The following is a 26,055-nucleotide window of genomic DNA, read 5'->3' on the forward strand; positions in this document are numbered from 1 at the left end:
CCTTACAATCTCGTATGTTGCCGTTCCGCTCTCACTCACTGCTCTCCGGATCGGGGGACGTTCGCGTCCGTCTGGTCAGGGCTTGGGTCGTCGTACTCTGGGTCTGACGGGGCTATCTCGGACGCATCGGCGTCCGCCAGGACCGCCGTCACCGCGTCGACGACACTCTCCGGTCCAGTCGTCCGAACATCCTGGTCCTCGAGTTCCTCCGACCTCGGTTCCTCGCTGGGTTCGGCCTGGACGATCACAAGCGGTTCGGCATCTTCCAGAACGTTCCGGACGACTGTAGGGTCGACGCCGTGCTCACCAGTGACGAGGACGGCCGCACTGGCCGTGCGCGCACGCTCCGTCGCGGTCTGTAGCTCTTCGGCGCTCGGGGTCGAGAGGGGCGGCGTCACGACGGTTTCGCTCCCGAGACTGCGGGCGGCCGAGACGGCCGTATCGCCGGCTGGCACCGGTCCGAGCGATAGATCGAAGCCAGCCCCGTCGAGGGCCGCGATTACCCGTGAGGCGTCGGTCCCGCTCCCGAGAACGTGCACACGCCGGCCTCTCGGCGGGTCCCGGTCCTCGAGCGCTCGTACCGACGCCGTGCCGGTCACTGGCTCCGTTCCGACGACCGACCGCACGTCGAACGTCGTGGAGATAGTCGACTCCGTCAGGACGGACTCCGGCGAACCGGTTGCAACGACCTCGCCCTCAGAGAGCAGGACCAGCGAGTCACAGTAGCGTGCCGCCAGGTCGAGGTCGTGGATGGCGGCGACCGCGGCGGTGCCGTCGTCGACCAGCGAGCGGACCAGTTGTAGCGTCTCTATCTGATGGTTCACGTCGAGGCTGGCTGTCGGTTCGTCGAGCAACAGCGCCGGCGTCTCCTGTGCGATAGCCCGCGCGAGGAGCACTCGCTGGCGCTCGCCGCCGCTGATCGCGTCGATAGAGCGCTCGGCGAACTGTTCTGTTGCAGTCCGTTCCAGCGCCGCCTCGACCGCCGCATGATCCGCCTCGGTCGTCGCCTCGAACCGGCCCCGGTGGGCAGTCCGCCCCATCCCGACGATCTGGCGGACGTCGAAGGAAAACGAGATCGAGGTGTCCTGTGGGACGACCGCGACGCGCTGGCTCGCCGCCTTCGAGGAGAGCGCATGGACGTCGTCGCCGTCGACGCGGACCTCCCCCGAGTCGGGCGTGAGCGCGCCGCTGATCGTTCGGAGCAGGGTCGTCTTCCCCGACCCGTTCGGGCCGACGAGACCGACCAGTTGTCCCGATTCCGCCCGTGCAGAGACCTCGGAGAGCACCGGCACGTCCTCGAACGACACCGACACCTCCTCGACCTCGATGCTGCCACGGGTCACAGTCCATGCACCTCCCGACGGAGCAACAGGAAGAGGAAGAAAGGTGCACCGATGGCGGCGGTCACGATGCCGACCGGTAACTCGGCCGCGCCGGATCGCGCGAGAGTGTCGGCGGCGACCAGAAACGCCGCGCCGGCAACCGCGCTCGTCGGTAGCAAGATCCGGTGATCCGGCCCGACGAGCAGGCGCATGATGTGGGGGACGACCAGTCCGACGAAGCCGATGACCCCCGAGACTGCAACTGCGGCCGCAGTGATCAGACTCGACACGGCGAGCAGGATCCGTTTGGTGCGCTCGACTTCGATTCCGAGGTGGTGGGCGTCTTCCTCGCCGAGCAAGAGGACGTTCAGATCGCGCGTGTAGACTGCCAACAGGGCGAACCCGACGAGGGCGACCGGGAGCGCGAAGACGACGTGATCCCACGTGCTGTAGTGGAGATGGCCCATCAACCAGTAGACGGCCTCCTCAAGACTGTCACCGGCCTGGAGGAGCAGGTACGAGATAACCGCCCCCAGAAACGTCTGGACGGCGACCCCGGCTAGCAGGAGCGTGGCGACCGGCGTCCGGCCGCCCTCGGTCGCCATGGCGTAGACGCCGAAGGCAGTGACCAGCGCGCCGACGAACGCGGCAAGCCTGAGATCCACTACTGCGAGGCCGGGAATCGTGATAGTCGCGACGGCCCCGACTGCCGCGCCCGACGAGACGCCGATGATCGACGGATCGGCGAGCGGATTCCGGAAAAAGCCCTGCATCACGGTGCCCGCACTCGCGAGCGCGAACCCGACGATTGCCCCCAGCAGGATCCGCGGCAATCGGATGTTGACCACGATCGTTCGGGTCGTATCGGCGACGTCGAGTCCGAACAGCGGCCGATACTCCACCGTGGGGGCCGGGTACGGCACCGACCCGAACGGCCCGATCGTCACGCTCCCGGCGTCGACCGTCGCACCCACCGGCACGACGAGTTCGTCGAGAACTGCACGCACGACATCGAGTGCGGCGATTTCGACCGGCCCGATGGTCGCGCTGACGACGACAGTACCGAACAGAAGGGCCACCAGCCCTGCCGTCCACGCGAGGGTCCGCGTCAGTCGAGGGGCGTTCGCAACCGTCTGCTCCGCTGGCGAGGAGTCGCCGGACTCACCAGCCGAGTCGGTTGCTGTGCCCACGTTGTATGCAACTGCGCTTTCATTAGACAAATATTTATTGATTACTCTGCATCGTTCATTTGATGACACGAACTGGACTGCGGTTGTTCGTTGCACTGCTGGTCGTTATGGCCGGTGTTGCCGGCGGTATCGCCCCCGGCGTGGCAACGGCGGAATCGACGGCACAGGACGCCCAATGCGAGTTCCCCGCCACCTTCGAGGACGCCGGTGGAGCGGAGGTAACGCTCGCTGAAGAACCGGAAGAAGTCGTGACGCTGAATCCGTCGGCCGCCCAGACGATGTGGGAGATCGGCGCTGAGAACAAAGTGACTGGCGTCTCGCAGTACGCCAGCTACCTCGACGGTGCCGAGAACCGCACCGCTATCTCGGCCGAAGACGGGTTCACGTCCGTCGAGACCGTGATCGATCTCGATCCCGACCTCGTGCTCGCACCGAACACGATTCCGCCGGAAACGGTCGAACAGCTCCGGTCCGAAGGGGATCTGACGGTGTATCAGTTCGAGTCGGCCTCGTCGATCGACGACGTCCGAGACAAGACCCGCCTGATCGGCCAGCTAGTCGGCGAGTGCGAGGGTGCCGAGGAGACGGTCTCGTGGATGGACGAGGAGCTTTCGGCGGTCGAGGACCGGATCGAGGGCGAGCAGCCGGCAGTCTACTTCGAGTTCTTCGAGACGACGCCCGGCCAGAACACGTTCCAGAACGACGTTCTCACGACTGCGGGCGGACAGAACGTCGCCGCTGAAGCCGGGATCGACGGCTGGGGACAGATGTCACAGGAACAACTCGTCGAGCAGAACCCCGAGTGGCTCGTCGTGACCGAGGGCTATCCACTGCCGGAGGGGGAGGGCATCGAGTCCAGCACCGCAATGGAGGAGGACAACATCGTCAATGTGACCGAAGAACACATCCAGCAGCCAGCACCGCGCGTCGTCTACGCCGTGAGCGCGATCAACGAGGCGCTCTACCCAGAGACTGAAAACGGCGAGTCGGCTGACGACGAAAGTACCGATGAGGAGAGCACTGATGACGAAACCGCAGACGAGACGAACGCCGACGAGGAGTCGACCGACGACGAAACGAATGACGGCGGCGCGAACGACGACGAAGCCACGGATCCGGTCCCTGGCTTCGGGATCGCTGCCGCCCTCGCCGCCCTGCTGACCGTTGTTGCGCTCCGACGCCGATAACGCCGTTCGAGAAAACGACCTTTTTAGGTGCCGACCGCACACTGTCGAGTATGGTCGAGAACGTCATCTGGCCCGCCTATCTCGATGCCGAGCTATCGCGCTCGCAGGGACGGCGCGTCCCGCAGGAGCTAGCGGTCGAAGAACCCACCGTCGACGAGATTGCACAGGCCGTCCAGCAGGTCGGCTACGATGCCAAGATAGAACGCGACGTGGCGTATCCCCGGAACCACTACACGCCACGGGGCCGCGTACTGGTAAAGGACAGCGAGGACTCGAAAAACGACGTCGTCCAGGCCGTCGCGGCGTACGTCTCGACGATGCGGGACTGATGCAGCGGCTTGGCACTGTCGACCGGACGGCACAGGGCCTTGCGATCGCCCGTGTGTCCGGCGATTACGACCCTGCAATCGGCAACATGGTCATCGACGAGTCTCTCGAAACGATCGGACGGGTCGTCGACGTGTTCGGGCCCGTCGAAACGCCCTACGTGGCTGTCACCACCGACGACGACGTGAACCTCGCGACACTGCTCGGCGAGAAGCTATACGTCAAGTCCTAGTCGGCCTTTCCTTCCATCTCGACGACCAGACAGTCACACTGGTCGGCTTCGGGGTCGAAACAGTCCGGACACTCCGGGCGGCGGTCGATGATCGTATCGAGTCGTTCCGCAACCGTGTCGTCGATGACGCTCTCCAGCGCTCGCGCTTCCTCACGGTAGTTTTTCACTTCGAGTACGTTCGCGAGGAACCGCTCGATGATACAGTACGTCTGGATCGCATCGCGGGCGCGGCCGATCCCTTCGTCCGTCAGGCGCGCGCCCTTGTACTTCTCGTGGTCGGCTAGCCCCCGGTCCTCTAGCTTCCCGACCATCTCGTTGACGCTTGCCGGGCTAACGTCGAGCATCTCCGCTAGCTGGCCGGTAGATGCCGGGCCCTCGTCGATCATCTGTGCGAGATAGATCGCTTTTAGGTACTGGTCAGCGGTGTTCATGCGAAATCACCCTGCAGATCGCCCCGAGCTAGAAACGACGCAGTCGTTTCGGTGTTCATTCGTGGTCCTCCATAATTCGCGTCACTTCTTCTACACCCTCCTCTTCCTCCGAACGGATCTCCCGGAGGGTCGCCAGCACGCGCTCGCGCTCGATGCTGTACTCCGTCTGACTACACTCGATAGCCTCGATCAGGTCGTCGTAGAACTTGTAGGCGGTTTCCTCGTTACAGAGCTGGTCGTACAGGACGTCATCGAACTTATCGTCGGCCTCGTAGGTCGCCTCGACGAGCGTTTCGATCTGTTCGAAGGGGACGGTCTCGGCGTCTAGATCCGCGATCAATCCCTCCAGACGGTCCCGGTGCCGGGCGGATTCTTCCGCGGCCGATTCCATGTACTGCTCGATCTTCGTCTCCCCAGCGACCGTTTCGACGTGTTTCGAGGCTCTGGCTTCGACGACTTCTTCGAGAACGATCCCGATCTGGAGCATCCGTGCAAGTTGGTGGTCCGTTCCCAGCGATTCGCCGACGCTCACCGTACTGCCACCTCTCGGGGGTCGATGCGGACTGTCATAATCAGTCGTCCGGGAGCGGGACCCTTAAGCGGTTCCCTCCGGGCCGGTTCGGGCACGCTTGCGAGCGCGTGAGCAGTCCGGCCACAACTAGATCTTTATAATTCTAACCGAACCTTCCTATGCATGGACAACACCGTCGACAGGGTTGACGGACGCTCCGTCGACCCCCCGGACGGAGAAGCACCGCCTGTCGATGCCGTCGAGACGACCGACGAGGTAACCGTCGAAGACGACACCGAACTCGAACGGACCATCGGCCTCGTCGGCGGCCTCGCGATCGGTATCGGGACGATGATCGGCGCGGGGATATTCGTCTTCCCCGGTATTGCGGCGGGAGAGGCCGGGCCCGCCGCCGCGCTGTCGTTCGCCATCGGCGGCTTCGTTGCACTGCTAGTCGCGTTACCGGCCTCCGAACTCGCGACGGCGATGCCCAGAAGCGGCGGCGGCTACTACTTCATCTCCCGCGGCCTCGGATCGGTCTACGGGGCGGTCGTCGGCATCAGCCTCTGGCTTGGACTGGTGTTCGCGTCGGCGTTCTACCTCGTCGGCTTCGGCGAGTACGCCGGGGCGGCAATGGCGGAGATCGGGATCACGCTACCGGGTGGGTCAAGCGTCGTGCTCGGCGTCGTATTCGGGGCGATCCTGACGGTCTTCAGCGCCACGGGGACCGAAAACGCGGCCAAACTACAGAACCTCATCGTCGGCTTTCTCCTGCTGATCCTGTCGATCTTTCTGACCTACGGATCGCTCAATGCAGTCGGCGTCTTCGGTGGTGGAACGGTGCCCGAGACGTTCGCGGCCGAGGGCCAGTTCGCCATCCTGACGACCGCGGCGCTCGTCTTTACATCGTATCTCGGCTTTGCACAGATCGCCACCGTCGCCGGTGAGATCAAATCCCCGGACAGGAACCTCCCGCTTGCGATGGTTGGCTCCGTGATCGTCGTGACGGTCTTTTACGTCGCCACAATCTTCGTCGCGACGAGTGCGCTTGGGAGCGACGCGCTGGAGGGGTTCAGCGAGACTGCGATGGTGGAAGTCGGTCGCGAGTTCTTCGGTACGGGCGGCGCAGTCGCTATCCTGGTCGCGGGGTTGCTCGCGACTTTTTCGAGCGCTAACGCGTCGATTCTCAGTTCCTCACGGGCGATTTACGCGCTGAGCAAGGACGCCCTGCTTCCTGCGAAGGCCAGCGAGATCAACCTCCGATACGGGACGCCGCACATCGCACTCGCGCTTGCTGGGGGCCCAATCGTGGTACTGACCGCAACCGGGCAGGTAGAACTGCTCGCCGAGGTCGCTTCCTTCCTCCATCTCGTCATGTACGGGCTGATCTGTATCGCCCTCATTGTCCTCAGACGAAACCCGCCGGACTGGTACGATCCGGACTACCGGATGCCGGGCTACCCCGTCCTCCCGGTGGTCGGGGCAGGAGCGAGTTTCGGACTGATCGTCTTCATGCAACAGTGGTCGATCATCGTCGGGACAATCATCATGTTGCTCGCAGTGGTATGGCATCGGTACTACGCTCGGGAAGTGCGACTCAAAGGGATCCTCTGACATGAATCCAACACTTATCGTTCCGGTACGCGTGCTCGAAGGTGAAGGCATAGAACAGGGCGTCATCGACCTGCTGGCCGACGCCCGCGTGGTGCTGGTCGGCTATCACGTCCTGCCCGAACAGACCGCTCCCGGGCAGGCCAAGTCCCAGTTCGAGGATCGGTCACAAGAGCGCCTCACTGATCTGGCCGACCAGTTCGAGTCCGTCGGAGCCACGGTCGAAAAGCGGTTGGTGTTCACGCACGACGAAGACCAATCGATAGACAGGATCGCAGACGAGGTCGATGCTGACGGCACACTGGTGCTCAACCCAGCCACGAAGATGGAGCGTGTTCTGGTCGCGGTACGGGGCGACGTCATACTCGATCGGATCGTCGACGTGACCGGGGGGCTGCTCCGGGATACCGATATTTCGATCACGCTACTGCACGTCGCGACACCCGAGAGCGAAGTCGATGGGGAGGCACTGCTCGACCAATCTGCCTCGGTCCTCCAGGAGCAGGGCATTGATGCGGATCGGATCGAATCCCGGATCGAAACGTCTGGGACGCCGCTGGATCGGATCGCCGAGATCGCAAACGAACACGACGCTATCGTGCTCGGCGAATCCAACCCCTCGGTGACGACGTTTCTGTTCGGCCAGACGAGCCAGAAGGTCGCGGAACGGTTCATGCGGCCGGTCGTCCGCGTCAGACAGCCGCGGGCGTCCGAAGGGCCTGACGCCGACATCGCCGAAGCGGCCCGGAAATCGAGCGACGGAGAGAGCGGAGACACATAGCCGTCGTGTGGGTGCGCCATCCATCGCTGTCGAGGACTGGCTCGGCGAACGCGATTGCCGGAAACGGTTCGATATCGGCCGGGAATACGTCGGGTGGCCGTGTGGCGGCCCTCAGACGTAGTCGGCGGCGATACCCCCGAGAACCGGTAGCTCGAATCGGTCACCCTGATACGCTTTGACTATCAGGACGATCCATAGGACGAACGCAAGCGGTGCCAACAGTGTCGAGAACAGTCCAGCACCTAGCGCGAATATCCAGCCGACAAACGGGATAAGGTCCAGGGTGACCTGGATAGTACCCAGAGCGAACCCCAGTAGTGCAAGCCCACCGAAGACGAGTATGCTCTGTGCAGCGTGAAACCGGACGAACTCGTTCTCCTCTTCTATCAGATAGAAGATCAGTCCGGTAATGAATCCGAATACGTACGTCAGGGCTCCTGCGACGTTCTCGTCGAGGTCCCCGACGACCTTCTGCTCGAACTCCGGTCCCTCGGTAGTCGTCCTCGGTTGTCCCCCGTTCGGTTCCGCGTCCGTATCTGTATCGTTGGTGGCCATCTGGTCTCCCTCCAATGTGGTATTTCTCAATCGCCGGTGATTGAGTGTTCAAATAAACACAGTTCATAAAAATAGGGATTTGGCAGATTTAGTTAATAATACGCTTGTTTAGTTAATTCTGACATCGTATACGTATAGATTAGTTAAAATTCTATATCCGACTACCAATGTCCAGTGGGATGTATCAGGTGTGCCTGTACCGGGCTACATGTTGCCAAAAAAGGCTCTCTCAGAAACGAAAGCTGACGACGCCGCGACTCGGACGGTCGCTACGCTCAGTTTGCCAGGCGCTGCTTGACGTTTTCTCGCAGATCCTCGCGGAGTTCGTCGACGGCGACTTCTTCGAGAACCGGGACGAAAAAGCCCTCCACGAGCATGTCTTTGGCCTGCTGTGCGCCGATACCGCGGGCCATCATGTAGAGGAGGTCTTCCTGATCGACCTGGCCGACCGTCGCGGAGTGGCTGGCCTCGGTATCGTGGTTGTTGATGATCAGTTTCGGGGAGGCGTCGGCCTCGCTCTCGTCGGAGAGCATCAGCGTGTTCTCCCGCTGGTAGGAACTGGTGTCCCACGCGTCGCTGCCGACGTCTTGGACGCCCTCGTAGACCGTCCGGGCGACGTCGTCGATGACGCCGCGGGTGACGAGGTCGGCGGTCGTGTGCTCGGCACGGTGCCAGACTTTGACGTCGAGGTCGAAGTGCTGGTCGTTGTGGCCGAAGAACGTACCGACGATCTGGCTCTCCGAGGAGTCACCGTTGAGTTCCGTGGAGACCTCGGTCTTCGTGAGTCGGGAGCCGATGTTCCCCTCGATCCAGTCGATCGAGGCGTACGTGTCGGCGTCGCCACGCTTGAGCGTGAAGTTGTACGTCTCCTCCGAGAGGTTCTGGAGGGCACCGTACTGGACACTCGCGTTCTCGGCGGCGGCGATCTCGACGATGCCGCTGTAGTACCGTTCGCCCTCCATGTCGTCGCCGGTCGACTGTCGTTCGAGAAGCGTCACCGAGGACGACTCCTCGGCCACGATGAGCGTGTAGTTGAACAGCGAGCGACTGTTCATCTCGGTCCGGATCTTCACGTCTTCGGCGTCGACGCCCTCGGGGACGTAGACGACCGTACCGGTGTTAAACAGTGCCGTCGAGAGCGCAGTGAGATAGTTCTCCTGCGGGTCGACGATACTGCCGAAGCGCTCTTCGAGCAGTTCCTCGTGCTCCTGGACTGCCTCGCTCCACGAGAGTACGTCGACTTCCTCGGGACCGACCTGGTCCTTGTCCTCGGCGGCGTTGAGCGGATCGACGAGGCTCTCGTAATCGAGGTCTTCGAGGTTCGTCCAGGTGCGTCCCGGCGTGCGGATGACCGACGGCATGTCGAGGTCATCGAGTGCTGCGAGTGCGTCGAGACGTGTCTCGAGGAGCCATTCTGGCTCGTCGAGGTCCTCTGAAATCTGGCGAACGGTGCTTTCGTCGACTGCTGCGTGTACCTGCGTAGACATATTATCCGAGCGAACCCTCCATCTCGAGCTCGATGAGTCGGTTGAGCTCGACTGCATACTCGATCGGCAGTTCCTCCGTGATCGGCTCGATGAAGCCGGCGACGATCATCTGCTTTGCGTCGTCGTCATCGAGACCGCGGCTCTGGAGGTAGAAGATGTCCTCGTCGCCGATCTTGCCGACTGTCGCCTCGTGGGCGACGTTGACTTTCGACTCCTCGATCTCCATGTACGGCATCGTGTCGCTGGTCGACTCGTTGTCGAACATCAGCGCGTCACACTCGACAGCGGTCGAGGAGTTCTCGGCGCCGTCGGCGATGTGGACGAGACCACGGTAGTTGGTGCGGCCGCCGTCCTTGCTGATCGATTTGGACTCGATGGTCGACTTGGTGTCCGGTGCGTTGTGGTAGACCTTCGCGCCGGTGTCGATGTTCTGGCCCTCGCCAGCGAAGGCGATGGTGATGTGGTTGTCCGTTGCGCCTCGACCCTTGAGGATCGTAGAGGGATACAGCATCGTTGCCTTCGATCCCATGGACCCGGAGATCCACTCCATCGTACCGTTCTTCTCGACGATGGCGCGCTTGGTGTTGAGGTTGTACGTGTTCTTCGACCAGTTCTGGACGGTCGAGTACTGAACGTGAGCGTCCTCCTTGACGAACACTTCGACGCCGCCGGAGTGGAGGTTGTGACTGCCGTACTTCGGTGCGGAACAGCCTTCGATGTAGTGGACCTCGCTACCCTCTTCGGCGATGATGAGGGTGTGCTCGAACTGGCCCATTCCTTCGCTGTTCATCCGGAAGTACGCCTGCACGGGCATCTCGACGGTGACGCCCTCGGGGACGTAGACGAACGACCCGCCCGACCAGACTGCACCGTGCAGTGCGGCGAACTTGTTGTCGCTCGGGGGGACACAGGAGGTCATGAAGTACTCTTTGACGAGCTCTTCGTGCTCCCGAACGGCCTCGTCCATGTTACAGAAGACGACGCCTTTCTCCTCCCACTGCTCCTGCATGTTCTGGTAGACGACTTCGGACTCGTACTGTGCGCCGACGCCCGACAGCGCCTTCCGCTCGGCTTCCGGGATACCCAGTTTCTCGAAGGTATCCTGGATCTCGTTCGGAAGGTCCTCCCATTCGTCAGCGCCGGAGCGCTTCTCGACGTCCGGGCGGATATACGGAACGATTTCGCCGATATCGAGTTCCGTCAGGTCCGGCATTCCGGGCCAGTCGGTCGGTAGCGGCATTTCTTTGTACTGACGCAGCGAGCGGAGACGCCGCTCCCGCATCCAGTCCGGTTCGTCCTTGTCGTCGCTGATGAGACGGACGACCTCTTCGGTCAGTCCCTTCCCCGACTTGACGGCGGACTTCTCTTCTTTCTTGAACTCGAACCGCTCTTCGGTGTCGGTCTCTTTGAGGTGATCTTGATCTGAACTCATGATTTTGAATTACGTCTGGTTGCTTATAGGCCTACTTCTAGCCACTCGTGGTTACGCAGTCTCGTAGACCTGCTCGCGGACCCAGTCGTAGCCTTCGTCCTCGAGCTTCTCTGCAAGCTCCGGGCCGCCGCTTTCTGCGATCTTGCCGTCGAGCATGACGTGAACGTGGTCTGGCTCGACGTAGTCGAGAATTCGCTGGTAGTGCGTGATCTGGAGGATACCGGTGCCCTCCTCGTCGCGCAGCGCGTTGATCCCGTTGGAGACGTCCTGCAGTCGGTCGATATCGAGTCCGGAGTCGATCTCGTCGAGGACGGCGATCGACGGCTCGAGGATCGCAGCCTGGAGGACCTCGTTCTGTTTCTTCTCGCCACCGGAGAAGCCGGCGTTGAGGTAGCGCTGGGCGAACTTCTCGTCCATATCTAGCTGCTCCATCTTCCCGCTGAGGATCTTCTGGAACTCGGCGACGCCGATGTCGCCTTCGTCCGCGGCACCCTCCATCGGCGAGGACTCGTAGCCCTCGTCTTCAGCTTCTTCCTCGTCGGCTTCCTCGTCTTCGTCCTCGAAGAGCTCTTCGCGTTCCTCGATCTTCGCGTTGAGCGCCGTCCGGAGGAAGTTCGTCATCGTGACGCCCTCGATTTCGGCCGGATACTGGAAGCCGAGGAAGATGCCGAGTGCGGCACGCTCGTTGGGTTCGAGGTCGAGGAGGTTCCACGTCCGGTCGTCCTCGTCGATCTCGATTTCTTCGCCGAACTCTCCTTCTTCGATATGGAGGAGAACCTCTCCCTCTGTTACGTCATAGGCGGGGTGACCGGCGATGATCTTCGCCGTCGTCGACTTCCCGCTACCGTTCGGTCCCATGAGAGCGTGAATCTCGCCGGATTTGACTTCGAGATCGACGCCGTCAAGGATCTTCTCGCCGTCTTCTTCTGCCACTTTCGCGTGTAGATTTTTAAGTTGGAGCGTAGCCATTGATGTAAGCCTCTGTCGTCAGTACGGAGGGGGTCGCCACCCATAATGGTTTCGGATTTCAGGCAATCAGTTCTCGTTCGAGAAAAATAGTTTTTGCAAAACAGAAACAATCGGGATATTTCGTTACGAGGTCGCCTGCTCGATCGCCTGGTCGAGATCGGCGATAATGTCCTCGATATCCTCCAGTCCGACCGAGAGCCGGATGAGGTCCGGCGTCGTTCCGCTCTCTAGCTGTTCTTCCTCGGTCAGTTGCTGGTGGGTCGTACTCGCGGGATGGATGATGAGCGTCTTGGCATCGCCGACGTTTGCGAGCAGGCTGGCGAGTTCGGTCGATTCGGACATCGTCCGTCCGGCCTCCTTGCCGTCCGAGAGGCCGAACGTGATCATCCCGCCGTAGCCCCCGTCGAGATACTTCGTCGCCTCCTCGTGGGTCTCGTGATGTTCGAGGCCGGGATAGTTGACCCACGCGACCTCGTCGTGACCGTCGAGATACTCCGCGACCGCCATGGCGTTGTCGGAGTGACGCTGGACGCGTAGCGGGAGCGTCTCCAGTTTCTGCAGGGTGACCCAGGCATCGAACGGGGCCTGCTGGTTACCGAGGTCACGGAGCGCTCGTGCGCGTGCGGTGGCCGCAAACGCGGCGTCGCCGAACGTCTCCTTGAAGTTCATCCCGTGATAGGCGGGGTTCTCCGCCGCTATTTCGGGGTAGCCCTCGGCGTCCCAGTCGAACGTGCCGCCGTCGATGAGGACGCCGCCGACGGTCGACCCGGAGCCGTGAATCCACTTGGTGGTCGACTGCCAGATCAGATCCGCGCCGTGTTCGATCGGATTGCAGAGATACGGGGTGGCGAAGGTGTTATCGACGAACAGCGGCGCGTCGTTGTCGTGTGCGATCTCTGCGATCCGTTCGATGTCCGGCGTCACGAGCGCCGGATTGCCGATCGTCTCCAGATGGACGTAGGCGGTGTTCTCGTCGATCGCCTCCTCGTAGGCGTCGTAATCCAGCGTGTCGACGAACCGCGCTTCGACGTTGCGCCGGGGGGCGGTGTGAGTGAAATAGGTGTAGGTCCCGCCATAGAGCGACGAGGACGTCACGATGTTGTCGCCCGCCGAGGCGAGCGTGAAAGTCGCGAGGTCCAGTGCGGCCATCCCGCTGGAGGTCGCGATTGCGCCGACGCCGCCCTCCAGTTCGGCGAGACGGCCTTCGAGCATCCCGTTCGTCGGATTCATGATCCGGCTATAGATGTTGCCGGGTTCTTCGAGGGCAAACAGAGATGCGGCGTGTTCGGCGTCGTCGAAGACGTACGAGGTAGTCTGATAGATCGGCGGCGCTCTGGCTCCCGTCGACTCGTCAGGCTCCTGTCCCGCATGAACGCTATCGGTGAAGAAGCCGTAATCGTTGTCTGACATACGTTCGCCCGTTCTCATCGGGCTAATATAAAACGACGGCGACCGGCAGGAACCGCCGCTCGTTCGGACATCCGGCAGAACTCGCCGCTCACTTGGTCGCCTGGCCGGTCTGTCGTGTCGTCCCATGGTTCGACTGGAGCGAGTACGCCATGACGACGAACCCGGCCGCGATAGAGATACTCTGCACTGCGACGGCGAAGAGCAACGAGACGAGCGCGAACTGGTACAGCGCGATGCTAGTCAGCGTTCCACCCGTGATCAGTCCGAAGCCGACTGCCAGCGCTTCGAGCTGTCTCGATTCGGTCCGGGTGAACGCCTGATATGCGAACAGCGTTATCGCGCCCCCAAATACGAGTATCACTGTGTACGCGCCCACGATGATGGCGGACACTCTATCCACTGGAGACACCCCCGCAAGCTAGTGTTTTGCGGACCGATACCGGCCTCCCCAATTGACAGATAGTGGTAAAGTCACACATGGTATCGTCTCTCTAGCATAAATCGGGTGGAACAACACTATTAATCATCCTAATATTCTCGCGGACTGAGAATGTGCTGACAGACCAGATGAATAGCAGGGATATCGTGTCTACCGGGATGGGATGGATCCGATACTGGATATGGCCCGCCCCTGCCCGTCGGCTGAAACGATTCTCAGTTACGGTGTTCGCTTGCACCGCTCAAATAGCGAAAAAGTAACTATATATGATTTCATTCTACACTTTTGGGAAACGAGATAAGTTATATACACGACTCAGTACAAGCATCAACCAATGGTGGAGATGACCGCTCGGGGCCAGTCTGTCATGGACCGCCGCTCGCTACTCGCGGCAACGGGCAGTCTGGCAGGGGTCGCCTCGTTTGCTGGCTGTCTCGGCGACGAGGCGACGAGCGTTACCGTGCTTGCCGCCGGAAGCCTCGCCCGGACGTTCGAGGAATACGTCGGCCCGGCGTTTCGCGAGGAGACGGGCATCGACGTCCACGGGGAGTACTACGGAACGAACGCGGTGATGCGGATGGTCGAGGAGCGGACGAAACATCCGGACGTGATCGTCAGCGCCGACGCGACGTTGCTCCGGGACCGACTGTACGGCGAGTTCACCGACTGGGACGTCGAGTTCGCGACGAACACCCTCGGTATCGGCTACAACGAGAAGACGACGTTCGGACGCCGCCTGGACGACGGAGAGCCGTGGTACGACGTGGCGCGCCAGACCGACGACGGCGACCTCGCGATCGGTGACCCGGACCTCGACCCGCTCGGCTACCGGGCCGTACAGGCGTTCGAGCTAGCGGAGAGAGAGCACGACCTGGACGGGTTCAGAGAGCAGATGCTGTCGCTGGCCTACAGAGAACCCGAGGAGCCACAGATGATGGCTGGCGTCGAGAGCGGGTCCCGTGCCGCGGCGTTCGTCTACCGGAACATGGCGGTCGATCACGGACTACCGTTTTTCGAGTTTCCCGACGCGTACAACTTCGCAGAGCCGGATCTCGCTGATCACTACGCAACCGCGGAGTTCACTACCGACGAGGAGGGCTACACCGCCACGGGGCGGCCGATCCTGTACAACGCGACGGTTAACGATGACGCCGACGCGCCGGACGCCGGCCGCGACCTCGTCGCGTTCCTGGCGGAGAATCCCGATCTGCTCGACGCCGCAGGACTGACCGTCGCCGACTCACTTCCACGCTCGGTGGGCACCGTTCCGGGGGCGATCAACGTGTGAGCCTGGCCGATGCCCTCTCGCGCCAGCGCCCGACTCGGCCCACGGGATTGCTGCTCCCGGCGCTACTCGGTGGTCTCCTCGTCGTTTACTTCGCCGTCCCGTTCGCCGCGTTCCTCGCCCGGACCGGGTCGGTCGATATCCTCGGTAGCCTGTCGTCGCCGGAGGCACGAACGGCGATTCGGAACTCACTGCTCACCGCGCCTGCCGCGACCCTGATCGCGACGGTGTTCGGTATCCCGCTCGCGTACGTCCTCGCGCGCAAGTCGTTTCCAGGGAAACGGCTCATCGAGGGCCTCGTGATCCTCCCACTGATCGTGCCGCCGGTCGTCGGCGGCGCGATGCTGCTGACCGCAGTCGGCCGGTTTACGCCGATTGGCTCCGCGGCGGCCGCGGCCGAGATCCCGCTTACTGGCAGCCTGTTCGGGGTCGTGCTGGCCCAGACGTTCGTCGCCGCGCCGTTCGTGATCATCACTGCACAGTCCGGCTTTTCTGCGATCGACGAACGGCTCGAACAGTCCTCGCGCTCGCTGGGGCACGGCCCGCTCGCGACCTTCTGGAACGTCTCGCTCCCGCTGGCCAGAGGGGCAATCGTCGCCGGAATCGTCCTGACGTTTGCCCGCGCAATCGGGGAGTTCGGCGCGACGATGATGGTCGCGTACAACCCCCGGACGATGCCCACGCGGATCTGGGTCGAATTCATCGCGGGCGGCATCGATGCGATAGTTCCGCTCGCGCTTGCGCTGTTCGCGATCACGCTTGCAGTGCTTGCCGCAGTCCAGTACTTCGGGCGAGTACCGACGGTGATCGACGGATGATCCTGGACGTCGACTCGGTCTCGAAACGGTACGGCGACGACATCGCAATCGACGACGTCTCGCTCACCGTGGACTCGGGCGAACTGGTCGGCCTGCTCGGGCCATCGGGCTGTGGGAAGACCACGCTGGTCCAGGCGATTGCGGGACACGTCCGACCGACCGCCGGGACCGTCTCGCTCCGCGGCGAGGCAGTCACCGAGGAGCCACCGGAACAGCGGCAGGTCGGACTGGTCTTCCAGCAGTCGACGCTGTTTCCGCATATGACCGTCGCCGAAAACGTCGCCTATGGGCTCGAAGCGACCGGTATGGACCCCGAACGGCGTGCAGAGCGCGTCAGCAAGCATCTCGATCTGGTCGGTCTTGACGGCCGCCGGGAGGCCTACCCCGCGGAGTTGAGTGGCGGACAGCAACGCCGCGTCGAACTGGCTCGCGCGCTCGCGCCTGGCCCGGACATCCTGTTGCTCGACGAACCGCTGTCGGCGCTGGATCGCACGCTCCGCACCCGGCTTCGCGATGAGATCGGTCGCATCCAGCGGGCGACCGGGGTGACGACTCTCTTCGTCACCCACGATCAGGAGGAGGCGATGGCGCTCGCCGACCGCCTTGTCGTCATGGACGACGGACAGATCGCCGGAGCGGGGCCTCCCCGTGAACTCTACGAGTCCCCACCGAACTCGTTTGTCGCCGATTTCCTCGGCCGGTCGAACGTGCTGCGCGCGCCGGTGGACGGGTCCGACCCCCTCACGCTCTCCGTCGGCGGCCGGGACCTGCAGTTCGAGCCAGCGGGCGACTCGACGACTGGCGATGCCGTGACCGTTCGCGCCCGGCCACGAGGGCTGAATCTTGCTGTTCCGGACGATCCGGACGCGACGCTGTCGGTTCCCGTGACGGTGACCCGAATCTCGGATCGCGGAACGAGATACGATCTCATCTGTCGAACAGGCGGCGACGAGGAGTTCGTCGTCGAGCACGAGGCCGAACCGCCCGGAATCGGCGAGTCGCGGACGCTCTCGATCGCTCTCGATGATCTCGTGGTGTTCGACGACGGGACGGGTGAACGGATCGATGGGACTCTCTCGATGCCCGCACCAGCAACGCCGACCGCTCAGTCCGACGGCGTGGGCGATGACGAGGAGGGGACGCGTTCGTCAGACTTCAAATAACACTGCGGATCGGGCGCGAACGGGTCGTCGTGGACCGCCAGCGCGCGGAGGCGAGAGCCCCCTCGACAGATCTCCTGATACTGGCAGTCGCTACAGCGACCTTTCAGATGCTCGGAGCGCTCTCGGAGACGGGCCAACAGCGGGTTGGACTCGTCCTCCCAGATCGCGCCGAACGAGCGGTCGCGGACGTTGCCGAGGCTGTAGCCCTGCCAGAACTGCGTGAGGTGGACGTTGCCCTGATAGTCGACGTCGGCGACGCGCTCGCCCGCCGGATCGCCCCCGTTGCGCCGCAGATACCGGTAGATCCGGTTGGCCTGTGCCTCGCCCAGTTCCTCGCGGGCGTACTCGACGAGGAAGCCGGCGTCGGCGTAGTTGCCGACCAGTAGCGTCTCTATCTCCTCGCCCTTCTCGTGGTACTCGCGGGTCATGTCACAGAGCCGTCGCACTGCTTCCCGGCGTTTTTCGGGGGTGAGATCCACGTCGCTGATGTCGGCCCCGCGGCCGCCGTAATCGAGATGGTAGAAACAGAAGCGGTCGACGCCCTCGTCGCTCAGCAGGTCGACGACCCCCTCCAGATCCGGTGCGTTCATCTCCGTGATCGTATACCGGAGACCGGTCTTCAGGCCGACGTCCTGACAGGCGTGGATCCCGTTGAGCGCCGCCTCGAACGCCCCCTCCTGCCCGCGGAACTCGTCGTTGCGTTCGGGGAGGCCGTCGACCGAAACGCCGGCGTATTTCAGCCCGGCGTCGCGCAGTTCGCGGGCGCGCTCCCTGTTCAGCAGGGTGCCGTTCGTCGACAGCACGGGCCGGATACCCTGATCGTCGGCGTAGGAGACCAGTTCGGCCAGATCCTCCCGAACAAGGGGCTCACCCCCCGAGAACAGGACGACCGGCGCGCCGTACTCCGCCAGGTCGTCGAGCAGGTCTTTGCCTTCCTCGGTCGTCAGTTCACCCGGTGCGGCGACCGATTCCGCACCCGCGTAGCAGTGAGAGCAGTAGAGGTTGCACTGCTTGGTCGTGTTCCAGACGACGACCGGCCGCCGCTGTTTCTCCTCGGTGATCTGGGACTTGTCGGACTCGTCGGCGGCGTCGTACCGCAGGCCATCGCCCTCGGCATCCAGGTCACAGAGGAGTTTGCTGATCGAAATCATCGTCAGAACTCCATCGTTCGCGATTCGGTCCCGTCCTCGGGCGTCGCGTCTTCGCCCTCCGGACCGAGCGAGTGCGTCGAGAAGCGGTGCATCTCCCCGGCCGGACAGATCCAGACGTCGCTGGCGAACCAGCCGAACAGCCGACTGGCGTGTTCGTGGGCTGTCTCGGCCGTTGCGGCGCTAACGCTCCCGACGTGGGACATTTTGGCGTCCTCGTCGTCCCGGAGGAACACCTCCCACTCGGGGAGGTCGTCGCCACGGTTCTCGTCGCCCACGCGTGTGCGCGACGCCTTCTCAACCTGTGTCGATCCGTCGTCCATACCTCTGCTCCGTGATTCGTTCAAAAGGCGGGCACGCCGATTTTCAGCCACTGGGAATCGGCTTCGTACTACATAGCCGATCCGAGGTAACACCCGGTACCGCTCGGACACATGCTGCCAAGGCCGCTTCACCACCATGCACGTCGATACTGACCGTCAACCGCTCGTACTGATCTGGGAACTGACGCAGGCCTGTGATCTGGCCTGTGACCACTGCAGAGCAGACGCCGTTCCGGACCGACATCCCGAGGAACTGACGACGGGCGAGGCGAAGGCTATGCTCGACGACGCCCGCGAGTTCGGCGAGGGCCAACTGGTCGTCTTCTCGGGGGGCGACCCGCTCAAGCGTGACGACCTGATCGAACTCGTCGAGTACGGCACCGATATCGGGCTGAGCGTGACGCTGACGCCGAGCGGGACGGCGTCGCTCACGCGTGATCGGATCGAGGCGCTGGCGAACGCTGGACTCCGCCGGATGGCCCTCAGCATCGACGGGGCGTCGCCGGAGACGCACGACTCCTTCCGCGGCGAGGACGGAAGCTACGCGGATACCATCGAGGCCGCACGAACTGCGGCCGAGTTCGATATCCCGTTACAGATCAACTCGACTGTCTGTCAGCGGACCGTCTCGAACCTCCCGGGACTCCGCGAGGTCGTCCGTGACCTCGGAGCCGTCCTCTGGAGTGTCTTCTTCCTCGTCCCGGTCGGCAGAGGCAAAGCCCTCTCGCCGGTCAGTCCGGACCGGTCGGAAGCGATCATGGAGTGGCTTCAGGACGTCGCGGACGAGGAACCGTTCGGCGTCAAGACGACCGAAGCACCCCACTATCGACGCGTCGGCATCCAGCAGCGCGAGGACGAAGATGGCGAGGCGACGGGAAGCCGGGGTCGGTCGATGGGGATCACGGCGGGCGACGGCTTCGCGTTCGTCAGCCACACGGGCGAACTCTTCCCGTCGGGCTTTCTACCGATGTCGGCGGGGAACGTCCGCGAAGAATCAGTCGTCGAACTCTACCGGAACGCCGACCTTTTCGAGGGGCTCCGGGATCCCGACGCGCTGACTGGCAAGTGTGGCGCGTGTCCTTATCGGGCGGTCTGTGGTGGCAGTCGGTCCAGAGCGTTCGCGACCACTGGCGACCCGCTGGCCAGCGATCCACTCTGCCCGTTCGTCCCGGAGGAGTACGACGGGCCGCTTCCAGCCGACAGCAACGCTGACTAACCGTACATTGTCGGCGTCGGAAAAACCGATAGAGAGAACCGGTCCGAAGTGCCCAGCTTCGGAGCGGCACTTGGATGAGAACGAACCTGATGGATCGGCAGTTGAGCACTCGTCGTTTGTCGCGCTGGCGCAGTGCCAGCGGTACGGAGTAATGGCTGCAGACGGGTATAGCGTGCACCGGCGAACGGCGGCAGTATAAGTCCCCTCCCGGAACCGAACGCCATATGAATCATCAGCCAAACGATTCTCCAATGCGCGTGGAGCAACTCGGAGAGGGAACCCCAACCGTCGCCATCGTTGCCGGTATTCACGGTGACGAACCGGGTGGAGTCGCCGCCGTCGACCGTCTCGTCGAGGCGTCACCGCCTGTCGAGCGTCCGGTCTTGCTGGTCGTCGTCAACGAACGCGCCCTCTCGGCGGGTATCAGATACGTCGATACGGATCTCAACCGGGCGTTCCCCGGCGACCCTTCTCAGGACGCTCACGAACCGAAACTCGCACACGAACTCGCGGACCTCCTGGACGGCTGTACGGTCCTCTCGTTGCACTCCACGCAGTCCCACCCTGACCCGTTCATGGTCGTCGACCGGGTGGATCCGCTCGTCGAACGGCTTGCCGCACAGCTACCGCTCGAATCGGTCGTCGACACCGGAGAGTACATTCAGGGTCGGTTGTTCGCGGCCGTCCGAACAATCGAAGTCGAGTGTGGCCTCCAGGGATCCGACGCCGCCGCAAGCACCGCGCTCCGACTCTCGCTCGCCTATCTCCGGACGATGGACGTCCTCACGCCCGAGGTCGCCGACGACCTCGCGGCGGAGTTTGACGTCGCCCCGCTGGTCGATCCGGACTCCTCGGAGACGCCGGTGTACCGCCTCACCGAGCAGATCCCCAAAGACCACGAAGCGGAGTACGAGGTGCTCGTCGACAACTTCGATCACGTCGAGAGGGGGACGGCCTTCGCCAGAAACGGACACGGCGACATCGTCGCTGACGAGCCGTTCTACCCGGTCCTGCTCTCGGCGGACGGCTACGAGGAGATACTCGGATACGCTGGGCGGCGCCGGCGCATCGTGTCCAGAACCGCGGCTCAAAAGTAAGCGTCTCACCGGTGCGCTGCTGGTAGTTACTCCGTGAGTGCCGACCCTTTCCGCTCAGTCGTCGGCTTCGGCAACGTCTGCCCGCGGAACCGTGATATCGGCCAGCGCTGCTTCGGTCGCTTCCCGGCGGTTCTCGAACTCCCCCGGAAGGACGAGTCGTCCGCCGAGGTCATCCAGCGGTTCGTCGCTGGTGTAGCCGGGGCCGCTCGTCGCCAACTCGAAGAGGACGCCGTTGGACTCGCGGAAGTAGACCGAGCGGAACCAGTGGCGGTCGATCTGTTGGGTTGGCCGTAGTCCCTCGGACTGGACGGCCGTGCGCATCGCCTGCTGGTCCTCGTCGGTGGGTGTCTGGAAGGCGACGTGGTGGACCGTCCCGTGCCCCTGCTGACCTGCCTCGATTGTCGGTAACACGTCGACGTACTTTCCGACCGGCCCGCTCGCGGCGAACCGAGTCCGTTTGTCGCCCGGTGCGTCGCCCTGTGCCTGCTCGTGACCGACTTCGTCGAGACCCATCGTCCGGAGGAGTTTCTCGGTCGGGCCGGGATCGGCCAGCCAGAGCGTTACGGAGTGGAACCCACGAATCGCGGCGTCCTCGGGGACGAACTCGGTCCACGGGACGGTCGGGTCGTCGTCGGGAATCTCGGTTTCGACGAGTTCGACAGGAAGCCCGTCAGGGTCGCGGAACGGGAGCACGGTTTCCTCGAACCGCTCGACGCGCTCGTCGTAATCGACGTCGTACTCGTCGAAGCGCACCTCCCAGTAGTCGAGACTTCCCTCCGGGACGCGAAAGGCGGTTCGGGAGACCTGTCCGGAGCCGACGCGCCCGCTGGAGAGGTTCTCCCACGGGAAAAACGTCATACTCGTTCCGGGCGTCCCCTCCGCGTCGGCGAAGAAGAAGTGATAGGTCTCCGGGTCGTCCTGATTGATCGAGCGTTTGACTAGTCGCAGGCCGAGCGTCTCCACCCAGAAGTCGAGGTTTCGTTGCGGATCACCGGCCACGCAGGTGACGTGGTGGATACCGGGCGTTGGGTTCGTCATCACTCTCCCTATGCGTCGCAACGACTTGAGTTGCCGCTGACGTGAGTGTTACCGGGAGGAAGTCCTGTCGGGGCGCTACTCTTCGGGTGTGAACTCGACGAGCGTGAGATCCCGGTCGAGTTCGCAGTGGTCGTGTGGCGGGTCCCCGATGACCGAGTCGATCCGGCGCTCTTCGCCGAACTCCACGCCGTCCGGTTCGCAGTAGACGTGGCTCGGACACTCCGTATGTGGACAGGGGCCTTCGAGTGTCACCTTCGAGCCAGCGTAGGCGTTCCGCGAGGAGACGTTCGCCGGCACTGAGGCCGGTTCGACTTCGACGGCCTGGACGCCAGCATCGTGGACTGCACAATCGAGGACCTGTGCGTTCTCCCGTACGTCCGTGACCCGGTACTTGACGCCCGTAGTTAGCCCGAGACACTGGCTGCGATACGGACAGCCGGCACAGCCGCTCGCCTCCCCCTCGAAGACGAACTCCTGCCCCTCCGAGGCGAGGCGGGTCCCGATCAGCGTGACCTTGCTCATACGGGGTGATACCGTAGGGAAGAGGTTAAGAGTCCCGCACTGGTACGGGGTGATACCGTAGGGAAGAGGTTAAGAGTCCCGCACTGGTACGGCGCTCACTCGCCTGTCACTTCGTCCAGTTTCTCGAAGTACTCCGGTCGGGGCACCTGATACAGCTTTCGGTAGTCGATCTCACCGTCGGCGAAGGCTTCGGCGAGTTCGACGACGCGCCGAACTGCCGCTTCGCGGTCGTCGAACCGCTCGTTCTCCCGTTCGACCTCCGGTTCGAGATACAGGATGACGGTCCAGCCACTCCCGGACTCGATGGGGTCGTGCCCGGCGGGCCGCCGCGACGGTCGCCCCCGCGTCAGATAGATCGTCGGCAGACACTCCGCCGGAAACCGGTTCGCGTCGAAGATGTCGGGACGGTAGGCGAGGACGCTACGCCCGTCCGGCTTGTCGTTCCAGACGACCCAGCCGTCCGGAAGGTTCTCGTAGCTCATGTCTCCGGGTATGGTTCCCGTCGCCAAAAGCCGTCCTACTCGACAACGATCCGACCGGGAGAGAGCCACATCGAGCGGCAGGTCCTAAACGAGTGTCACACAGACCGCCGACTCCGACTTCGAGCGCGCCGATGCGGCGTGGTCAGCGTCCCGCCCAGTCGACCATCCGCGCGTAGCGCTCGTCAGTGGAGAGCGCGTCGGCGTCGCCGATCAGGACGAGCGAGCGCTTCGCCCGGGTCAGCGCGACGTTGATCCGCCGGTAGTCCTCGAATATCGGCCCGTCGAGGCTCCCGCTGGCGACGAAGGAGACGACGACGACGTCCTTGCTCGATCCCTGGAACCGGTCGACAGTATCGACCGCGACCTCCTCCGGGGTTCGGCGTCCGATCTCGGCGACCTGCGCCCGGAACGGCGCGATTACGGCGATTCGGTCGGGTGCGACGCCCGCCGAGAGGAACTCCTCGACCACCCTGCCGACGCGGTCGGCCTCTACGGCGTCGGTGTGTTGTCCGCCGTCGCCCGGCACGTCGAACAACGTGACGCGCTCGCGTAACGGGGCCGATAGCTGGCTCGCGTCGACGCCGTCGAGAGTAGCGATGTTCCTGCCTGCGACCTCGCCTGTGGCGGGCCGTAGCTGTCCGTCGTAAAACTCGCGGGAGGCGAACGCCTGAATCCGCTGGGCCATCCGATACTGCCGGGTGAGTAGCACGGACGCCTCGGGGTGTTCCTCGTGCATACGCTCGAACAGCGACGTCGAGAGGCCGTTCTCGCTGCGGACGACCGGAGGTAGCTGGTGGTGGTCGCCGACGAGGACGAACCGGTCGGCGCGGTTGATCGCCGCGAGCGTGTTGGGTTCGGTTAGCTGTGAGGCTTCGTCGACCACCGCGACGTCGAAGGACTGCTCGCGGAGTTCGCGTGAGCCACAGGTCGCCGTGGTCGCCGCAACGACCTGTGCGTCTTCGAGTTCGGCCGCCCGTTCCTCCGGATCGCCGCGCGACTCCAGTCGGAGATCCTGCATGTCCTCGCGGATGCCGCTTTTCGTTCCCACTCTGACGACGTCGGCCGCTTCACTGCCGTCGTCTTGCCCCTCTGGCGCGACGCCGTACCCCTGCTCACGCAGGGCTTCGAGGGCGTTGTCGACCGCCCGGTTGGTAAAGGCCGACAGCAGGACGCGCTCGCCCCGGTCGACCATCGCCCGGATCGCTCGCGCGATGGTGTACGTCTTCCCGGTGCCCGGCGGGCCGTGGATCAGTGCCAGATCCTCCGCGGTGACGGCCTTCTTGACGGCCTCGTTCTGGGCCGTGTTGTTGTCGATGAACGTCTCCCCGGTCGTCCCGAACTCCGGGTCACGACGCCCGAACAGGACGTCTTTCCGGCGTTCGCTTCCCTTGAGCACCGTGTCGTGTAGTGCCGTTAGCATCCGGTCGACGCCCAGTTCGGAGGGGTAGACGTCGAGTCGCGTGAGTGAAACGGGTTCGTCCGCCGTCACGACGACTCGGTCCTCTTCGAGCCGTTCGATCCGGGCCATCTCGGAGTGGCCCTCGATCGGATCGCCGTCGCTCGCGAGCACCACATCACCCTCCCGGAGTTTCGAGACTGCCGACCCCGTCCGGTCGGCGTGTAGCTCCCAGCGCCCACCCGGTAGCTCCTGCCTGTCGGTCGGTTCGAGGCCGATCAGTGCGCGGTCATCGTCGGCCCGCTCCTCGGGCGTCTGCTCCCAGAGTTTTGCGTACTCCTGATGCGTTTCGCGCCGCTCCGCTTCGAGCCACTCGTAGAACCGATCGAAATACTCGCGTTCCTCCTCCGGTACCGCACGACCGATCTGCCCCGCTTTGGACTCCTGGTTCAGTCGCCCGGAGACGACCATGCAGGTGTCCTGCTCGAAACAGGAGTCACAGTTCGCGTCCGCCTCGTAGCCAGTCGGGACCGTCATGCCGTGTTCCATCGCGGCAATCCGATTCCGCTCGCGGACGACGAACTCACAGAGGCCTCTCCCGATGGAGAACTCCTTGGCCGGCGAGAGGTCACCCGTCGCCTGGCCTCGATCCAGCGTCGTGTTCTTCGTGTAGAGCAGGGTGCCCGTATCCGCCGGGACGTCCCGCTCGCGCAGCAGCAGCGCGTACGCGGCCGCCTGTATCTTGTCCTGAAACCGCGGGTCGCGCCGCGTGTTCTTGCCGGTTTTTAGCTCGACCGGCATCCCGCGACGGATCGCGTCGGCCCGCCCCTTGATGCCGAACCGGTGGCTGATCAGCAACTGCTCGCTCCGCCAGTTGTCCTCGTCAGTGAGCGTTCCCTGGCTCAGCCAGCCGTCGATTGCCGCGGCGTTCCCGCGGACGTCCTCCCGAACCTCTTGGGCATCGCGGCCGAGCAGGCCGAGTTCCAGGCCGACCTCTTCGACCCGATCATCGATGGCGTCGTCGAGGTCCCGGCCACGCAACAGGTCGCCGAACACCTCGTGGACGATGGTCCCTTTCACGACGGGGTAGTTCAGCGGGATTGCCGAAATCTTGTTCAGATAGTACATCCGCGGACACTGCACCCACGAGCGGATGTGGGTCACGTTGACTAGGAACGATGGCTCGACGATCACGTACGAATCGCCCGTCGTCGAGTACTGCTCCTCGCCGTCGTAGTCGTCCTGCTTGGCGTCCGTGACGACGAGTTCCATCCCCGCCTCGACGTACTCGCCGGTCTCGGCCCACTTGCCCCACAGCGTCACGGTGACGGGGTCGCTGTCCTCATCACGGCGGACCGATAGCTCCGCAAGATCGCTCTCCCCGTGTTTCGTCGTGATCGTCCTGGGCTCTTCCGCGTCGACGATCACGCCTTCCAGATTCACGATAGCCAGTCCGGCGTCGTGGGGCAAAAGGGCTCGGGTCTTCGGAGACGATGATGGCTACCAGATATAATCAAATCCCCATGGATAAAATTATGTGTTTCTATATCTATTGAATTGCATGGAGTGTCCGTCCTGTAACAAAGAGTTACGCACTGAACAAGGAATGCGGCAGCATCATACCAAAGTTCACGAAACTCCCCTCGCTAACCGGGAGTGCAAGGGATGCGGGTCCGAATTTCA

At 63.4% G+C, this 26,055-nt stretch carries 26 protein-coding genes; 10 read left to right on the forward strand and 16 right to left on the reverse strand.

Features of this window, described 5'->3' with window-relative positions:
- Nucleotides 1–35: 35 nt before the first annotated feature.
- Together ACFQL3_RS07525 and btuC are read right to left on the reverse strand one after the other, a co-directional pair.
- A complete protein-coding gene (locus ACFQL3_RS07525) occupies nucleotides 36–1,343 on the reverse strand; it encodes a heme ABC transporter ATP-binding protein (protein WP_377052879.1) in 1,308 nt (435 codons plus the stop codon).
- A complete protein-coding gene (gene btuC / locus ACFQL3_RS07530; RefSeq protein ID WP_377057056.1) occupies nucleotides 1,340–2,434 on the reverse strand; it encodes a vitamin B12 ABC transporter permease BtuC in 1,095 nt (364 codons plus the stop codon). Before btuC ends, ACFQL3_RS07525 begins: the two co-directional genes overlap by 4 nt.
- A 140-nt stretch (nucleotides 2,435–2,574) precedes the next feature.
- Here btuC and ACFQL3_RS07535 point away from each other — a divergent pair, with 140 nt between their 5' ends.
- From ACFQL3_RS07535 to ACFQL3_RS07545, 3 genes are read left to right on the forward strand one after another with little or no spacing between them, the layout of a single operon-like run.
- On the forward strand, nucleotides 2,575–3,699 hold the full coding sequence (locus ACFQL3_RS07535) for a PGF-CTERM-anchored ABC transporter substrate-binding protein (protein ID WP_377052881.1): 1,125 nt from the start codon (nucleotides 2,575–2,577) through the stop codon (nucleotides 3,697–3,699).
- 50 nt (nucleotides 3,700–3,749) lie between these two features.
- Nucleotides 3,750–4,028, forward strand: a complete 279-nt coding sequence (gene srp19, locus ACFQL3_RS07540) for a signal recognition particle subunit SRP19 (RefSeq protein WP_377052883.1) — start codon at nucleotides 3,750–3,752, stop codon at nucleotides 4,026–4,028.
- Nucleotides 4,028–4,258 (forward strand): H/ACA ribonucleoprotein complex subunit GAR1, encoded by a 231-nt coding sequence (locus ACFQL3_RS07545; protein WP_377052885.1) that lies wholly within the window; start codon nucleotides 4,028–4,030, stop codon nucleotides 4,256–4,258. Before srp19 ends, ACFQL3_RS07545 begins: the two co-directional genes overlap by 1 nt.
- On the opposite strand, the gene ACFQL3_RS07550 is transcribed toward ACFQL3_RS07545, so the two are convergent.
- Both ACFQL3_RS07550 and ACFQL3_RS07555 read right to left on the reverse strand, forming a co-directional pair.
- Complete coding sequence (locus ACFQL3_RS07550) at nucleotides 4,255–4,689, reverse strand: metal-dependent transcriptional regulator (protein WP_377052887.1); 435 nt, start codon at nucleotides 4,687–4,689, stop codon at nucleotides 4,255–4,257. The two genes, ACFQL3_RS07545 and ACFQL3_RS07550, sit on opposite strands and share 4 nt — an antisense overlap.
- A gap of 55 nt (nucleotides 4,690–4,744) precedes the next feature.
- On the reverse strand, nucleotides 4,745–5,221 hold the full coding sequence (locus ACFQL3_RS07555) for a ferritin-like domain-containing protein (RefSeq protein ID WP_377052889.1): 477 nt from the start codon (nucleotides 5,219–5,221) through the stop codon (nucleotides 4,745–4,747).
- Between the two features lie 162 nt (nucleotides 5,222–5,383).
- Here ACFQL3_RS07555 and ACFQL3_RS07560 point away from each other — a divergent pair, with 162 nt between their 5' ends.
- Entirely contained in the window at nucleotides 5,384–6,814 is a 1,431-nt protein-coding gene (locus ACFQL3_RS07560) for an APC family permease (protein ID WP_377052891.1), read from the forward strand.
- A gap of 1 nt (nucleotide 6,815) precedes the next feature.
- On the forward strand, nucleotides 6,816–7,592 hold the full coding sequence (locus ACFQL3_RS07565; RefSeq protein ID WP_377052893.1) for a universal stress protein: 777 nt from the start codon (nucleotides 6,816–6,818) through the stop codon (nucleotides 7,590–7,592).
- 111 nt (nucleotides 7,593–7,703) lie between these two features.
- On the opposite strand, the gene ACFQL3_RS07570 is transcribed toward ACFQL3_RS07565, so the two are convergent.
- From ACFQL3_RS07570 to ACFQL3_RS07595, 6 genes are all read right to left on the reverse strand, one after another.
- The gene (locus ACFQL3_RS07570) at nucleotides 7,704–8,147 is read right to left on the reverse strand and encodes a DUF4870 domain-containing protein (protein ID WP_377052894.1); all 444 of its coding nucleotides are present in this window, start codon (nucleotides 8,145–8,147) and stop codon (nucleotides 7,704–7,706) included.
- Nucleotides 8,148–8,422: 275 nt separating this feature from the next.
- The gene (sufD, locus tag ACFQL3_RS07575; protein WP_377052896.1) at nucleotides 8,423–9,634 is read right to left on the reverse strand and encodes a Fe-S cluster assembly protein SufD; all 1,212 of its coding nucleotides are present in this window, start codon (nucleotides 9,632–9,634) and stop codon (nucleotides 8,423–8,425) included.
- Between the two features lies 1 nt (nucleotide 9,635).
- Nucleotides 9,636–11,066 carry a Fe-S cluster assembly protein SufB gene (gene sufB, locus ACFQL3_RS07580; RefSeq protein ID WP_377052898.1) on the reverse strand — a complete coding sequence of 477 codons (1,431 nt, stop codon included), beginning with the start codon at nucleotides 11,064–11,066 and terminating at the stop codon, nucleotides 9,636–9,638.
- 51 nt (nucleotides 11,067–11,117) lie between these two features.
- Nucleotides 11,118–12,035, reverse strand: a complete 918-nt coding sequence (gene sufC / locus ACFQL3_RS07585; RefSeq protein WP_377052900.1) for a Fe-S cluster assembly ATPase SufC — start codon at nucleotides 12,033–12,035, stop codon at nucleotides 11,118–11,120.
- A gap of 123 nt (nucleotides 12,036–12,158) precedes the next feature.
- The gene (locus ACFQL3_RS07590; RefSeq protein WP_377052902.1) at nucleotides 12,159–13,445 is read right to left on the reverse strand and encodes an O-acetylhomoserine aminocarboxypropyltransferase/cysteine synthase family protein; all 1,287 of its coding nucleotides are present in this window, start codon (nucleotides 13,443–13,445) and stop codon (nucleotides 12,159–12,161) included.
- Between the two features lie 88 nt (nucleotides 13,446–13,533).
- Nucleotides 13,534–13,845, reverse strand: coding sequence for a DUF7521 family protein (locus ACFQL3_RS07595; protein ID WP_377052904.1), 312 nt, complete (start codon nucleotides 13,843–13,845; stop codon nucleotides 13,534–13,536).
- Between the two features lie 373 nt (nucleotides 13,846–14,218).
- Here ACFQL3_RS07595 and ACFQL3_RS07600 point away from each other — a divergent pair, with 373 nt between their 5' ends.
- The 3 genes from ACFQL3_RS07600 to ACFQL3_RS07610 are packed head-to-tail and all read left to right on the forward strand — an operon-like array spanning nucleotide 14,219 to nucleotide 17,150.
- The gene (locus ACFQL3_RS07600) at nucleotides 14,219–15,172 is read left to right on the forward strand and encodes an extracellular solute-binding protein (RefSeq protein WP_377052906.1); all 954 of its coding nucleotides are present in this window, start codon (nucleotides 14,219–14,221) and stop codon (nucleotides 15,170–15,172) included.
- Nucleotides 15,169–15,987: an ABC transporter permease gene (locus ACFQL3_RS07605; RefSeq protein ID WP_377052908.1), complete on the forward strand. Its 819-nt coding sequence runs from the start codon at nucleotides 15,169–15,171 to the stop codon at nucleotides 15,985–15,987. Before ACFQL3_RS07600 ends, ACFQL3_RS07605 begins: the two co-directional genes overlap by 4 nt.
- Nucleotides 15,984–17,150: an ABC transporter ATP-binding protein gene (locus tag ACFQL3_RS07610; protein WP_377052910.1), complete on the forward strand. Its 1,167-nt coding sequence runs from the start codon at nucleotides 15,984–15,986 to the stop codon at nucleotides 17,148–17,150. The genes ACFQL3_RS07605 and ACFQL3_RS07610 overlap by 4 nt, the downstream gene beginning before the upstream one ends.
- Here ACFQL3_RS07610 and ACFQL3_RS07615 read toward each other — a convergent pair.
- Nucleotides 17,093–18,301: a TIGR04347 family pseudo-SAM/SPASM protein gene (locus tag ACFQL3_RS07615; protein ID WP_377052912.1), complete on the reverse strand. Its 1,209-nt coding sequence runs from the start codon at nucleotides 18,299–18,301 to the stop codon at nucleotides 17,093–17,095. The genes ACFQL3_RS07610 and ACFQL3_RS07615 overlap by 58 nt on opposite strands.
- 2 nt (nucleotides 18,302–18,303) lie before the next feature.
- Entirely contained in the window at nucleotides 18,304–18,621 is a 318-nt protein-coding gene (locus ACFQL3_RS07620) for an Htur_1727 family rSAM-partnered candidate RiPP (RefSeq protein ID WP_377052914.1), read from the reverse strand.
- 136 nt (nucleotides 18,622–18,757) lie between these two features.
- Here ACFQL3_RS07620 and ACFQL3_RS07625 point away from each other — a divergent pair, with 136 nt between their 5' ends.
- Together ACFQL3_RS07625 and ACFQL3_RS07630 are read left to right on the forward strand one after the other, a co-directional pair.
- On the forward strand, nucleotides 18,758–19,837 hold the full coding sequence (locus tag ACFQL3_RS07625) for a radical SAM protein (RefSeq protein ID WP_377052916.1): 1,080 nt from the start codon (nucleotides 18,758–18,760) through the stop codon (nucleotides 19,835–19,837).
- A gap of 251 nt (nucleotides 19,838–20,088) precedes the next feature.
- A complete protein-coding gene (locus tag ACFQL3_RS07630; RefSeq protein WP_377052917.1) occupies nucleotides 20,089–20,934 on the forward strand; it encodes a succinylglutamate desuccinylase/aspartoacylase domain-containing protein in 846 nt (281 codons plus the stop codon).
- A gap of 54 nt (nucleotides 20,935–20,988) precedes the next feature.
- On the opposite strand, the gene ACFQL3_RS07635 is transcribed toward ACFQL3_RS07630, so the two are convergent.
- The 4 genes from ACFQL3_RS07635 to ACFQL3_RS07650 all read right to left on the reverse strand — a co-directional run bounded on the left by ACFQL3_RS07635 (nucleotide 20,989) and on the right by ACFQL3_RS07650 (nucleotide 25,815).
- The gene (locus ACFQL3_RS07635; protein WP_377052919.1) at nucleotides 20,989–21,972 is read right to left on the reverse strand and encodes a VOC family protein; all 984 of its coding nucleotides are present in this window, start codon (nucleotides 21,970–21,972) and stop codon (nucleotides 20,989–20,991) included.
- Nucleotides 21,973–22,047: 75 nt separating this feature from the next.
- Nucleotides 22,048–22,494 carry a UPF0179 family protein gene (locus ACFQL3_RS07640; RefSeq protein WP_377052921.1) on the reverse strand — a complete coding sequence of 149 codons (447 nt, stop codon included), beginning with the start codon at nucleotides 22,492–22,494 and terminating at the stop codon, nucleotides 22,048–22,050.
- A gap of 95 nt (nucleotides 22,495–22,589) precedes the next feature.
- Entirely contained in the window at nucleotides 22,590–22,976 is a 387-nt protein-coding gene (locus ACFQL3_RS07645; RefSeq protein WP_377052923.1) for a DUF5820 family protein, read from the reverse strand.
- A 142-nt stretch (nucleotides 22,977–23,118) separates the two neighbouring features.
- Nucleotides 23,119–25,815, reverse strand: coding sequence for an AAA domain-containing protein (locus ACFQL3_RS07650; RefSeq protein WP_377052925.1), 2,697 nt, complete (start codon nucleotides 25,813–25,815; stop codon nucleotides 23,119–23,121).
- Nucleotides 25,816–26,055: the final 240 nt, after the last annotated feature.

This window comes from Natronoarchaeum sp. GCM10025321, from assembly GCF_042663585.1.
Classification (GTDB): domain Archaea; phylum Halobacteriota; class Halobacteria; order Halobacteriales; family Natronoarchaeaceae; genus Natranaeroarchaeum.